Annotated in this window: 10 protein-coding genes and 1 riboswitch; of the genes, 2 read left to right on the forward strand and 8 right to left on the reverse strand. The window is 45.7% G+C overall.

The window, feature by feature from the left end:
* Window positions 1-1,983 (reverse strand): excinuclease ABC subunit UvrB, encoded by a 1,983-nt coding sequence (uvrB, locus tag AC0VXY_RS19555; RefSeq protein WP_435989254.1) that lies wholly within the window; start codon window positions 1,981-1,983, stop codon window positions 1-3.
* Window positions 1,984-2,582: 599 nt separating this feature from the next.
* Between uvrB and AC0VXY_RS19560 the strand changes: the two genes are divergently transcribed.
* Window positions 2,583-4,595, forward strand: a complete 2,013-nt coding sequence (locus AC0VXY_RS19560; protein ID WP_475526233.1) for an N-acetylmuramoyl-L-alanine amidase — start codon at window positions 2,583-2,585, stop codon at window positions 4,593-4,595.
* A gap of 45 nt (window positions 4,596-4,640) precedes the next feature.
* On the opposite strand, the gene AC0VXY_RS19565 is transcribed toward AC0VXY_RS19560, so the two are convergent.
* The 6 genes from AC0VXY_RS19565 to AC0VXY_RS19590 form a co-directional block, all read right to left on the reverse strand.
* Window positions 4,641-4,871, reverse strand: coding sequence for a CsbA family protein (locus AC0VXY_RS19565; protein ID WP_034764322.1), 231 nt, complete (start codon window positions 4,869-4,871; stop codon window positions 4,641-4,643).
* 72 nt (window positions 4,872-4,943) lie between these two features.
* Window positions 4,944-5,585: an HD domain-containing protein gene (locus AC0VXY_RS19570; protein ID WP_060672544.1), complete on the reverse strand. Its 642-nt coding sequence runs from the start codon at window positions 5,583-5,585 to the stop codon at window positions 4,944-4,946.
* A gap of 215 nt (window positions 5,586-5,800) precedes the next feature.
* Window positions 5,801-6,976 carry a phosphoglycerate dehydrogenase gene (locus tag AC0VXY_RS19575; protein WP_475526234.1) on the reverse strand — a complete coding sequence of 392 codons (1,176 nt, stop codon included), beginning with the start codon at window positions 6,974-6,976 and terminating at the stop codon, window positions 5,801-5,803.
* Between the two features lie 2 nt (window positions 6,977-6,978).
* Window positions 6,979-8,058: a 3-phosphoserine/phosphohydroxythreonine transaminase gene (serC, locus tag AC0VXY_RS19580; RefSeq protein ID WP_475527908.1), complete on the reverse strand. Its 1,080-nt coding sequence runs from the start codon at window positions 8,056-8,058 to the stop codon at window positions 6,979-6,981.
* A 199-nt stretch (window positions 8,059-8,257) separates the two neighbouring features.
* Entirely contained in the window at window positions 8,258-9,580 is a 1,323-nt protein-coding gene (locus AC0VXY_RS19585; RefSeq protein WP_475526235.1) for a TrkH family potassium uptake protein, read from the reverse strand.
* Window positions 9,581-9,582: 2 nt separating this feature from the next.
* A complete protein-coding gene (locus AC0VXY_RS19590) occupies window positions 9,583-10,239 on the reverse strand; it encodes a potassium channel family protein (RefSeq protein WP_475526236.1) in 657 nt (218 codons plus the stop codon).
* 125 nt (window positions 10,240-10,364) lie between these two features.
* Window positions 10,365-10,502, reverse strand: a riboswitch (cyclic di-AMP (ydaO/yuaA leader).
* Window positions 10,503-10,703: 201 nt separating this feature from the next.
* Between AC0VXY_RS19590 and AC0VXY_RS19595 the strand changes: the two genes are divergently transcribed.
* Window positions 10,704-11,561 (forward strand): DUF1206 domain-containing protein, encoded by an 858-nt coding sequence (locus AC0VXY_RS19595; protein WP_475526237.1) that lies wholly within the window; start codon window positions 10,704-10,706, stop codon window positions 11,559-11,561.
* 117 nt (window positions 11,562-11,678) lie between these two features.
* Here AC0VXY_RS19595 and AC0VXY_RS19600 read toward each other — a convergent pair whose 3' ends face one another.
* Window positions 11,679-12,869 (reverse strand): PDZ domain-containing protein, encoded by a 1,191-nt coding sequence (locus tag AC0VXY_RS19600; RefSeq protein WP_475526238.1) that lies wholly within the window; start codon window positions 12,867-12,869, stop codon window positions 11,679-11,681.
* Window positions 12,870-13,106: the final 237 nt, after the last annotated feature.

Below are 13,106 nucleotides of genomic sequence, written 5' to 3' on the forward strand. Positions count from 1 at the left end.
TCATCCTTCCGCCTTGAGCTCAAGAATGGTATCACGAAGCTGCGCGGCACGTTCGAAGTCCAGTGCCTTGGCCGCTTCCTTCATTTCCACTTCCAGGCTAGCAATAAGTTTTTGTCGCTCCGGTTTAGACATATTCGAAACCTTTGTCTGTTCTCCTTCATAAACCCCTGCTTCTTCAGCGGCATGAGTCGCCTTGATGACATCCCTGATTTCTTTTTGTATGGTCGTCGGGGTCACGCCGTGTTTTTTGTTGTATTCCTGTTGGGTCGTCCGGCGACGTTCGGTTTCATCCAACGCTTTTTGCATGGAGTCGGTGATTTTGTCTGCATACATGATGACTCTTCCGTTACTATTACGGGCTGCACGGCCGATCGTCTGGATCAGGGACCGCTCCGAACGCAGGAAGCCTTCTTTGTCAGCATCCAATATGGTGACAAGCGACACTTCAGGTATGTCCAGACCTTCACGGAGTAAGTTGATTCCTACTAAAACGTCGTATTTTCCCAAACGAAGATCCCTGATGATTTCAATACGCTCCAACGTCTTGATTTCAGAATGGAGGTATTGGACTTTGATTCCGATTTCCTTTAAATAGGCAGAGAGATCCTCTGACATTTTCTTCGTTAGCGTCGTAACGAGAACCCGTTCGTTTTTCTCGATCCGTTCATTGATCTCACCTAATAGATCGTCTATCTGGCCTTCGATCGGACGCACCTCGATGATAGGGTCAAGAAGTCCCGTCGGCCGGATGATCTGCTCGACCATCTCAGGACTATGTTCCAACTCATATGGTCCGGGAGTTGCCGAAACATAGAGAAGCTGCTTGGTTTTCTTCTCGAACTCTTCAAAGCGCAAGGGACGATTGTCCATGGCTGAAGGCAGACGGAATCCATGGTCCACAAGCACTTTTTTACGTGCCTGGTCCCCATTGAACATCCCCCGGATTTGAGGCAACGTTACGTGAGACTCATCGACCACAATCAGAAAGTCATCTGGAAAATAGTCCAGGAGAGTATAGGGAGTCGATCCTGCCGGTCTGAGCGTAAGGTGTCGTGAGTAGTTTTCAATTCCCGAGCAAAAGCCCATTTCCCTCATCATTTCCAGATCATAGCGGGTCCTTTGCTCTAAACGCTGGGCCTCAAGCAATTTATTCTCTTCCTTCATGATGGTCAGCTGCTCTTCAAGCTCTTTTTCAATATTCTTGACTGCGACCTCCAATTTTTCCTGGCGGGTTACGAAGTGGGATGCCGGGAATAATCTCATATGATTACGATCGCCTATGATTTCGCCGGTGAGGGCATCCACTTCACGGATCCGGTCTATTTCATCCCCGAAAAATTCTACACGCATACAGTGTTCATCACGGGAAGCAGGGAAAATTTCCACCACGTCTCCGCGCACACGGAAAGTCCCGCGCTGAAAGTCGATATCATTTCGTTCATATTGGATATCCACGAGCTTACGAAGCAATTGATTCCGTTCGATTTCCATCCCTGTTCTGAGGGAAAGCACGAGCTCACGATACTCTTCCGGATTACCTAAACCGTAAATACAGGACACACTGGCAATGATGATGACATCTTTCCGTTCAAAAAGGGAAGATGTGGCAGAGTGTCTCAGTTTATCGATTTCATCATTGATGCTGGCATCCTTTTCAATGAAGGTATCGGTTTGAGGGACATATGCTTCCGGCTGATAATAATCATAGTAACTTACAAAATATTCAACGGCGTTATCAGGGAAATACTCTTTAAACTCACTATAGAGTTGTCCCGCCAACGTTTTATTATGGGCGATGATGAGAGTCGGCTTTTCAACCTGCTTGATTACATTGGAGACGGTGAAGGTCTTTCCTGTCCCTGTTGCCCCAAGTAATGTTTGATGTCGTTTCCCTTCATTTATACCCTGTACCAGCTTCTCTATGGCAAGGGGCTGGTCACCCTCTGGTTTATATTTAGATTTGAGCTCGAATTGATCTTTCACCGTGAAACCTCCTATAATAAAGGACTGCTACCTTGTATTTACCTACTTATACCCATCTTAAACACTGCACATTCATTTATACACATTCTACCACATTTCCTTCCTTATTAACCAACAATAAGCGAACAAAAGTTCGTTTATTCTTTTTTCAGGGACGGACCTTCAAAATCAGTCCTTTTAACATTGTGGATAACTTTTCGGTTTGAGAAAGAGGAAAGAAAGGATTATACATTCGACAAAGAAAAGAGGATTGACCATCTTCTTTCGACAGTATTCGATCATTTCTATGCACATCCTGTGTATAACTATGTGCATAAGTCGATGTCCTTTGTGGAAAATCCTTAAACTTATTCACAATTCGTCAAATTTCTTGTGAACAATTACCGTGTATTCGATTTCATACTGTGAATAACCATTTGAAATGCTATGTTATTCACATAATTCCTCCTTTATCCACAATTCAACCATTTGTGCCCTCAATCCCTCTTCCAAGAAATATTCATCTAGGCATATATCCAATAATTGATTGACTATTCAGTCTATTTTTCTATAAGCTTCTTTATAGATTCTACTAAAATACATCGAAACAGGAGGAATGTATGAAAAAATCGAAATGGTTGCAAGTCGCAGGTAGTCTTAGTTTAACGGGGTTCTTATTGGGGGCCGCCGTGACACCCTTGTCCCCTTCACTTTCTTCTCAAGGAATTGCACGTGCTGCCACGGTGGATTCATCCGAATTGCAGGAAGCATTCCGACAAGCCGCTCAAGAATTTGGCGTACCCGTCGAAATACTCCTTTCAGTGAGTTATAACATGTCCTTATGGGAGCATCACGATGGCAAGCCAAGCGCTTCGGGGGGCTACGGATTGATGCATCTGACTGAAGTCAGTGTGGATAATTTGGAAGATCCTCGCACCTCGGACAAACCGTTACATATGTTTCTTTCAGGGAAGGAAGACGCTCCCATGCAGGGGGTGACAACTGGTAAGGTAACCGAGCTGACTCTCTCAGATCCGACCCTTCACACATTAACTGAGGCCGCGGACCTGCTTTCCCTTCCACCAGAAAACCTGAAAAAAGATAAAAAGCAAAACATCCGTGGAGCTGCGGCACTACTTGCAAAGTATGCGGATCAGACAATCGGTAAAACTCCGACGGGTCTTGACGATTGGTACGGGGCCGTTGCCAAATACAGTGGTTCTTCTGACGAGACAGGAGCAAGGGATTTTGCCGATCGAGTATATGAAACGATCAACGAAGGAGCGGCGAAACAGACAGAAGATGGCTCTTCCATCCATCTCGCTCCTAAACCAATCACTCCTGATAAAGAAACCATCAACCCTTTGCATTTAAAAACAGACGACGGAGAAAACAAAGCCGACTGTCCGAAAGGCCTTGCCTGCCATTTCGTCCCTGCAGCATACAAGAAAATCAATCATGACGGAACATTCTATGAGTGGTCTTACGGCAACTACGACAAAGCCAATCGTCCACATGATAACCAGGAAATCAAGTACATCGTCCTCCACGATACGGAAATCAGCTATGATCTAACCAAAACCGTTTTTCAGCGGGAAACGACCCAGGCTTCCGCCCACTACGTGATCCGCTCTTCAGATGGCGATATCACTCAAATGATCGATAATAAAGATGTAGCCTGGCATGCGGGCAACTGGTATTTCAATTCCAAAAGTATCGGAATCGAACATGAAGGAATCGCCATTGAAGGGGCAGACTGGTACAACGAGCAGCTGTACCATGCCTCCGCACGTTTAGTAAAGCATCTATCAAGGGAGTACAATATCCCGTTGGACCGCGATCATATCATCGCCCATGATGAAGTGCCGGGTACATCCGCAGCCAGACAGTCCACTATGCACTGGGATCCGGGCCCATTCTGGGATTGGGCTCATTATATGAAGATTTTGGGGGCACCCCTTGAGTCAGGGAAGAAGCAAAAAGACGTATTCCAGATCAATCCGAACTTCAACAAGAACATGCCGGATCTTCAGACACCATCCGGTGAACCCGTTCCAAAGCAACCGGCAAACTTCGTCTACCTGTATAGTGCGCCAAGCTTTGATGCTCCTCTTATCAAAGACGCGGCACTGCCAAATGCCCATCCTTTAGATGCGTCGAATTGGGGAAATAAAGCAGTCACAGGTCAAACATTTTATAAGGCGGAAGACCAAGGGGACTGGACAGCGATCTGGTATGGAGCCCAAAAAGCGTGGTTCTATAATCCAAAAGGAAAAAACACCACAAAAGGTTCAGGGATCGTCATCACCCCGAAAGAAGGGAAAACGGAAATCCCTGTATACGGTCTGGCTTATCCCGAAGCAGAAGCATTTCCTGAAGGCATTCCGGTAAGAGGAATGGATGTACTTCAATATACACTCACACCGGGACAGAAATATGTCGCCACTGAGAAAGTGAAAGGAAGCTATTACAGCGCACCGGTTTATACGTACAATCCGGAGACGACCCACAAGATCGTCTGGGGAGACGACGAATTTTATCTGATTCACCTGAATCACCGTCTTGCCTTCGTAAGAGCTGAAGATGTGGATGTTGTGGAGAATCCCAAACATAAGCACCACCATAAGCGATAAAAAAACAAGGCCGTCCCCAAAGGATGGCCTTGTTTTTTATCGTGCCTATGCACTTCTCTTCGCTTTTTTCATCATCCGGTCACTATACCAGAATCCGGCGGTGAGCGATGCCGCGTCTATGACTATGAGCAACCATGAATCCGTATATCCCTTTGACACCGAAGCCGCTATGAGAGCAACGGTCAGAATCAAGCCGACATAATGATTATATGTCACCCGTGTGAACAGAACGACAAGCAATCCCGGTAAAAATAAGCCTAAAATAATTTTGGACACGTTCAACTCTCCTTGTAAATAAGGGAATAACACATATTCTACCGAAGTTTCCCCTATCTGGAAAGGGGGTTCTTATTCTTCAGCCTCCCGGATCAGTTTCTGTGTCCGTTCTTTCAGCTCATGATGGGGGATGAATTTTTCAGACAGCATATCAGGAAGGATGTATTCGAGGAAGTATTGTACGCATTCCATGTCCTTATATTTTACGATCGTCGTCAGTGCCTCCTGATAAATTTCAATAAACAGCGGTTCAGGATTTCCTTTTTGGATTTCACCGAATGACTCGTATAAAAGGTCGATTTTATCTGCGACGGATAGAATCCTTCCTTCGAGGGTCTCATCCTTCCCCTCTTTAAAACGTTCCCGGTATACTTCCTGGAATTGCGGGGGAAACTCCGTTGTGATGAATTTATTCACCATCTGATCCTCCACCTGGCTGAAGAGCTCCCGTAATTTGCCCGAAGCATATTTCACGGGTGTTTTGATATCACCGGTGAAAAGTTCTGCGTAATCATGATTCAATGCTTTTTCATAGAGTGCTTTCCAATCCAGTTCTTTTCCGTTCTGTTCCTCCACCGTCCCAAGAAACTGGGCGATTTTCGTTACTTTAAAGGAATGGCTTGCCACATTATGTTCGTGGTATTTGAATCGACCCGGACAGCGGATAAGGGTCTCAAGATCTGATAAGCTTTTAAAATAATGATGAATTCCCATGGTATTCTCCTCTCACTGATTATCTTTACTTTATGAAAATAGTATCAAGGAGAGTCGGCCGATGCAACGATTGGTGGCTTATCCTTTTCTACTTCTCTTACTAATATGGTATTTTACGGTGGAATGATACGTGCTGGATTGCTTGTCCACATCTTTTCAGGATAGTAAGGGTGATAAAAAACACCCCCTCAGCATTTGAGAGAGTGTTTGTGACTTTATATGAGGCGTACGGAAACGACGCCGGTGATGTTTTTCATTTTTCGTTTCACGTCGGCGTGTTCATGCTCCGCTAATTTCTGGTCAAGGTCGATCATGGTGTATGCCCACGTATTCTTACTGCGATTGATCATATCGGCGATGTTGACGGCATAACCTGAGAGGACCGTAGCGATTTGTCCCACCATGTTCGGGATGTTCTGATGCATGACCGTCACTCTCATCTTCCCGCTGTACGGAAGCTCGACGTCCGGAAGGTTGACGGCATGCTTGATATTCCCTGTTTCAAGATAGGTTTTCAGCTGCTTGGTGGCCATGATGGCACAGTTTTCTTCCGATTCGACGGTAGATGCACCGAGATGCGGAACAGGTACGACATTTTTCATGGCGAGGACCTTTTTATTCGGAAAGTCCGTCACGTATTTCCGGACGACTCCTGATTCCAGCGCCCCGGCCATGGCATCCTCTTCCACCAGCTCACCCCTTGAAAAGTTCAGGATCGTCATTCCTTTTTTCATTTTCCGGAAGGCCTCTTCGCTTACAAAGCTTGCCGTTTTGTCCGTCAAAGGGATGTGCAACGTGACAAAATCACATTCTGCCCACACTTCTTCTATGTGATGAGCGCGCTTCACATCCTGCGATAAACGCCATGCAGCGTCGACGGAGATAAACGGATCATACGCCACTACATCCATCCCGAGGGCAAGAGCATCGTTGGCGACGAGGACACCGATCGCCCCCAAGCCGACGACCCCGAGCTTCTTCCCTTTGATTTCACTTCCTACGAATTCCTTTTTCTTCGCTTCCACCACACCCGGGACATCTTCTTCCGACTCTTTTAACGAGTTTGTCCAGCCGACGGCAGAATACAGGTTACGGGAGGAAGCAATCAAATTGGCGAGAACCAGCTCCTTGACGGCATTGGCATTGGCACCGGGTGTATTGAAGACGACAATCCCCTTTTCTGTACATAGATCGATGGGGATATTATTGACACCGGCTCCTGCACGGGCGATGGCCTTGACGGATGCGGGGAAATCGTAATCATGAAGGTTCTTCGATCTGACGAGGATTCCATCCGGGTCCCCGTTCCCATTCAGATGATAGTTCAGGTCGTCCTCGATCAGTGATAATCCGCTTTGACTGATGGCGTTGTACGTATTGATTGAAATCATTCTCAACATCCTCCTCGATCAGATTCAAATTTTTTCATGAAATCGACCAGCGACTCCACTCCTTCAAGCGGCATGGCATTGTAAAGACTCGCCCTCATTCCTCCGACGGAACGGTGACCTTTTAAAAATTCAAACCCTTCCGCTTTGGCTCCCTTTAAAAACTCCGCGTCCAGTTCTTCACTGCCCGTCGAAAAAGGAATGTTCATCAGGGAACGATTTTTCTCCGGTACGGGGTTGTGAAATAACGATGATTCATCAATACAGTCGTAAAGAAGAGCGGCTTTTCTCTCATTACGGACCTGCATCCCATCCACCCCGCCGTTCTCCTTCACCCATTCCAATACAAGTTTCAGAACATAAATGGAAAAGGTCGGTGGCGTATTGAAAAGGGAATCATGCTTCACATACGTTTCGTAGTTCAGCATGGTCGGACAGCTTTCCGGTGCCTTTCCGATCAGACTGTCGTGAATAATGGCCACGGTCACCCCGGATGGGCCCAGGTTTTTCTGGGCACCGGCATAAATGAGCCCGAAAGAGGAAACGTCTATTTTCTCAGAAAGGATGTGAGAAGACATGTCGGCGACGAGAGGTATCCCTCCCGTATCGGGATACTCATGGAACCGGGTTCCCTCGATTGTATTATTGGATGTGATATGTACATAGCTTGAGTCCGGTGAAAAATCTTCTGGTCTATAGGCAGGGATCTCAAACTTCCCATCGGGTAACAACCTACGGACCTTCCCTGACTTCTCCGCTTCTTTAATTGCTTTTTTTGACCAGCTGCCCGTCAGAATATAGTCTGCCTCCTGCCCCTCACCCAGGAGATTAAGGGGGATCATGGAGAATTGAAGGGAAGCTCCCCCCTGCAGGAAGATCACTCTATAATCATCGGGAATCGAAAGCAGTTCACGCAATAAGCTTTGTGCTTCCTCTATTATATTTTGGAAAGGGGCTGACCGATGACTCAATTCCATCACAGACATACCCGTCTCCCGATAATTCAATAACTCATCTTGAACCTTCTTCAACACAGGCTCAGGCAACACAGCAGGACCAGCAGAAAAGTTATACACACGCTTCAACAACAGCACCACCAAAAGTTCAGAATTTTTCAACAGTATAATGGCGGGCAAGACTTTCGTCAATATCAGTAACTTACGATGAAAACGCTTAATGAGATTGTTTTTAGCCTCATGCACGGTCATGGATGGATTCTTGCTGGTTTTATAAAAAATCGGCTTCCCCGCCTGCCCTTGTTGGGCCAAGCAGGAAAGCCGATATTCAGCCTGTCAGGATATCTTCTTTCGGATAGCGGATCTTCTCTTTATCCGGACGGGATAGGGAGAAGGCAAGTGTTAAGGGGCCAAGTTTCCCGGCGAACATCACAATAATGATGATCCACTTCCCTGCTATGGAAAGAGATCCCGTTATCCCCATGGACAATCCCACTGTACCGAAGGCGGACACCACTTCAAACACAATGGACAGGAACGACACATCATGTTCCGTCATTTCAAGGAAAAAAAGAGCAGTGAATACGAGTAGCACACTGATCATCGACAGAGCCAGAGCTTTGAAAATATGCGCTTGATCAATCGTGCGCCTGAAGATACGGATATCTTTTTTCTCTTTTAAAAAGGCGATCATACTCAATGAGATGACAACAAAAGTGGTCAGCTTGATTCCTCCGCCTGTGGAAGCACTACCCGCTCCGATGAACATCAATAGGATGGTAAATAGCAGCGTGGAACGCTCCATTCCTCCGTAATCAAGTGAGTTGAATCCCGCCGTGCGGGGTGTGACCGCTTGAAAATAGGAGGCAAATAGTTTATCCGGAAGGGGCAGTTGCGCCAGGGTATTCGGATTATTATACTCCAGGACGAATATCATCATGAAAGCAATGACATTGATGATGAACGTTCCAAGAACCATGATTTTGGTATGCAGGGATAATTGACGGATCGTCTTTGATTTCCACAAATCCACCAACACCGTGAACCCTATCCCCCCTAATATAAATAGGAACGAAATGGTCAGGTTGATAATCGGGCTTCCCACATATCCCATCAGACTGTCGGGAAACAGGGAAAAACCGGCATTGTTAAACGCAGATATTGAATGAAAGATACTGACATACAAGCCACGTTTCCATCCAAACTCCGGCACCCATTCCGTCGCTAATAATAGAACGGCAAAACCCTCAACTATAAATGAAAAAATAAATAAATATTTCACAAGCTTGATGACCCCGCCTACGGAAGTCTGATTCAGTGCCTGTTGAAGGAGTAACCGTTCTTTGAAGCCGATCTTCTTCCCAAGCATCATGAAAATCAAAACCGCGAAGGACATGATGCCGAGTCCACCAATCTGAATCAGACTCATGACGACCACTTCCCCAAACAGGGTGAAAGCCCCTCCCGTATCCACCACGGCAAGACCCGTCACCGTCATGGCGGAGGTCGTCGTGAATAATGCGTCGAGCCAGGAGATCTGTTCAGTGGTGGCAAACGGAAGCTTTAACAGCCCCATTCCGAGTATGATGAAAAATAGAAAGGTCACAACAAGAAGTTGCGGCGGACTTAACCGGATGACCTTTTGCTTCATCCTTATACACCTTCTTTTTCAAATCGATTTATATCCCGATTGTGTCCTATAACGATTAGAATATCCTTTAATTCAACCACCTCATCGGCAGAAGGAGAGACAATGACTTCTTCCCCGCGATGGATAGCGATGATATTACAGCCGAATTTGGCCCGAACGTCGAGATCATTCAGCGTTTTATTCGCTACCTTCTTTGAAGCATAGACCTCTACGATGCTGTGCTCTTTTGACAGTTCGATATAATCGATGATTTTTTCAGACGTGATATGGTGGGCAATCCTTCTTGCCATGTCCCGTTCCGGATGAATGACCTTATCCGCCCCGATCCGATCCAGTACTTTTTGGTGGTAGGAATTCGATGCTTTCACCCACACTTCCTTGACCCCTAATTCCTTGAGAAGGAGCGTGGTGAGGATGCTTGCTTCGATATTATCGCCGAAGGATACGATCACGTGATCGAAGTTCCTTAAACCAAGGGATTTTAAAACCGACTCATCCATGGCGTTGGCCTGCACCGCATGGGTGGCGATGTCGATGTAGTGCTGTACGACATCATGATGAATATCGATGGCCAACACTTCCACATCCAGAGCAGCCAATTCCTGAACCAGATTCCCTCCAAATCTCCCTAAACCTATAACAGCAAACTGCTTTTTCATGATGAAATCCTCCAAAACCTTTTTTATAGCTTAACCAATTACTGCCTGACTTTACTACCATATTAAACAACGCAAAAAGACCACCAGGAACTAAGCCTGTGGTCATCTATTACAGATCACAAGTATCATCCTCTCCCAATACGCTTACGGAGTTAGCTGACGGATTCGGGTCATGGAAGTAGCCCTACCTTTCAATCGAAAGGATTCACCCCTGAAACTAGTGGGTCCCCCGCTTCAATAAATGAATTAAGCGATAAAGAATATTTATTTGATGATAGATATATTACTCCTCTCCACAGGGGTTGTAAATAGGTTATTTGTAAAAAATCCTTACTTTAAAAACAGGTAAAATTATCTTCATTCATCCAACATTTACTGTTCGTTAAATAGGTTTGTAGTTTCGTTATTCAGGGAATAGCATACATTAGTCGTACGAAAATTGAATCAGAAGGGAAGAAACGTTTATGGCAGGAATTTCATCCATTACTTCATCAACGGAAAGCAATGAAAGTTCATCCGTTTCATCTAATGATATAAAGCCCTGGATCAAGGGATTTGCACGAGTTGGTTATATCTCAAGAGGGATCGTTTATATGCTCATCGGGGCATTATCCGTAATGGCGGCACTCGGGATAGGAGGAAGCACATCGGACTCGAGCGGTGCCTTTGCGGCTGTTGCCAGCAAGCCATTTGGAGAAGTTCTCCTCTGGTTACTGGGAATTGGACTGATTGGAATCGTCCTATGGTGTCTCATTCAAGTCATCCAAGATCCCGATCATGTAAAAAACGGCGGGAAGTCCCTATTCAGGCGACTGACTAATTTGATCAGTGCAATTGCCTATGGATCCTTGGCGTTTAACGCCTTTGCCATTGCCATACATGCTAAAAGCTCAGGATCAGGTTCCGAACAGACTCTGTCAGCCAAGCTATTGGCACAGCCATTTGGGCAATGGGTCATCGGAATTGTCGGTCTTATCATTATTGGGTTCGCCCTTCATGAAATTTATCAAGCCTATACCGAGAAGTACACAAATCAATTCAAGCGCAATGAAATGAACAATAAAGAATGGGAACTAGGAAGAAAAACGGGGAAACTCGGAATATTTTCACGTGGCCTCGTCTTCTTATTTATTGGATATTTCTTTATCCAAACGGCGATTACGGCAGACCCTGATAAAACCCATGGTCTCGACGGAGCACTATCCAAACTCGCTCAGCAGCCTTTCGGTCAGTGGTTACTGGGAATCGTTGCAGTTGGATTCATCTTATATGGCGTCTTCCAAATATTAATGGGGAAAAACCGTCATATGACGATCTATTAGGGTTGAAAAGGAGCTGTCATGTGTCAGCTCCTTTTTTAATCCCCAACTCTGACAGATAAATTTGGTCACTTCTACCTATAATAGGAAAAAGGATAGCCGCGGCTATCCTTTTTCCTATTACGAAACCTGGTGATGCTCCCACCCTGAAGCTTCATCGGCAAAAATGATTCCCAGTTCATGATGATCACCTTCATACAGGGCTCCCTGGGTAAAACGGTTTTCACCATTCGTCCCCAGGACCTCCAGCTTACAATAGGCTCCGTTCTTTTGCAGCGCTTCATAAAATGCCCGTTCCGTATTCAGTTCGACACCGTTCACCTTCAGGATGATTTCCCCCACTTCAAGTGTCAGCTTCCTGGCAGGTGAACCTGGGAGGATACCGAGGATCATGACGCCATTCGGCTGCCGTTTGAAGAAATATGGCTTCGAATCATCCGCACTCCGGTAACGGTAAGCAATCCAGAACCGGCCAAGGATGGCCACCCCTGTTGCACCGATCGAAAACAGCGGGGCCCAGAGTCCTGCTACAGCCAAGGTCAATACGAATGCACCAAGCCAGAACACACGGGATCCAGTATGCTTGATCGCGACTTCAGGCAATGTGCTTTTCACCAGCTGCTGAAAACCGAGGAGAAACGGTACACACAGTAATGAATACGTTTCAGTGCCCAGCGTAAACACCGGCCACCATTCAAACGGAAGAGTCAATGACCCCGTGGGTATCAATATAAACATAGGGACCAGCCATAGTTTTTTACCGAGATGGGCCCCGACCTTCAAGCCACGTGCACTTTTAAGTAAGCGGGGTGATGTGTGCTTCCAGCCATTCAATACAATCAGGATACCTTCGATCATCGTCAACACGCCAAGAAGAACGACGATGGAACTCGACAGATTCAGGTTTTCTACATATGTATTCACGTAAGGGATGTCCCACTGAAAATAATCCACCGCCACTAAAATAAAGTAGGAAATGCCCACTGTCATAGTCGCTGACATGAGCTGAAAACGACCCGTTAACGTAAATAAAATCGACACGGCTCCGATAAGGATAAGACCTGTGAAAGGAATCACAACTCCTGCTCCGACTGTAACAAGAGAAAACAGCAGTCCAAGTGCGATTCCGTATGAAAATAACACCCGCATATCATGGTACCCATCCAGCAATCTCGTATTGAAATCTCTCCGTTCCCTCTTCACACGATAATAGCCGGCCATAATAGCGAAAAACACAGACAGATATAGTACAGGATGTAGAAATAATTTCCCAAATCCTTTTAAAACCTCCAGTAACCAAAGCTCAATCAATGATTCGTCACCACCTTTTGCAAGAAAATTTGCATTATCTACTATTTTATCAAAAGACGCAGTTAAAACCTATTGCAATTTTATTCAATCGTTTTACGATTCGATTTCATTTCCGACAGCATTCCTCATATTTTCCCGGGAAATGATGTCGATTAGATGGGAATGGAATCACCATTTGAAGAAAAAGAGACGGAGGAAATTCACCCATCCGCCTCTATTCCTTATTGAAAATAAGAT

It is taken from the genome of Rossellomorea sp. QJM3NY_18 (assembly GCF_056173145.1).

What these genes read in the sequence shown, in the direction of transcription:
- AC0VXY_RS19560 (WP_475526233.1), top strand. Translation starts at nt 2,583, where the DNA reads ATGAAAAAATCGAAATGGTTGCAAGTCGCAGGTAGTCTTAGTTTAACG.
- AC0VXY_RS19570 (WP_060672544.1), bottom strand. Translation starts at nt 5,585, where the DNA reads ATGGGAATTCATCATTATTTTAAAAGCTTATCAGATCTTGAGACCCTT.
- AC0VXY_RS19575 (WP_475526234.1), bottom strand. Translation starts at nt 6,976, where the DNA reads ATGATTTCAATCAATACGTACAACGCCATCAGTCAAAGCGGATTATCA.
- AC0VXY_RS19585 (WP_475526235.1), bottom strand. Translation starts at nt 9,580, where the DNA reads ATGAAGCAAAAGGTCATCCGGTTAAGTCCGCCGCAACTTCTTGTTGTG.
- AC0VXY_RS19590 (WP_475526236.1), bottom strand. Translation starts at nt 10,239, where the DNA reads ATGAAAAAGCAGTTTGCTGTTATAGGTTTAGGGAGATTTGGAGGGAAT.
- AC0VXY_RS19595 (WP_475526237.1), top strand. Translation starts at nt 10,704, where the DNA reads ATGGCAGGAATTTCATCCATTACTTCATCAACGGAAAGCAATGAAAGT.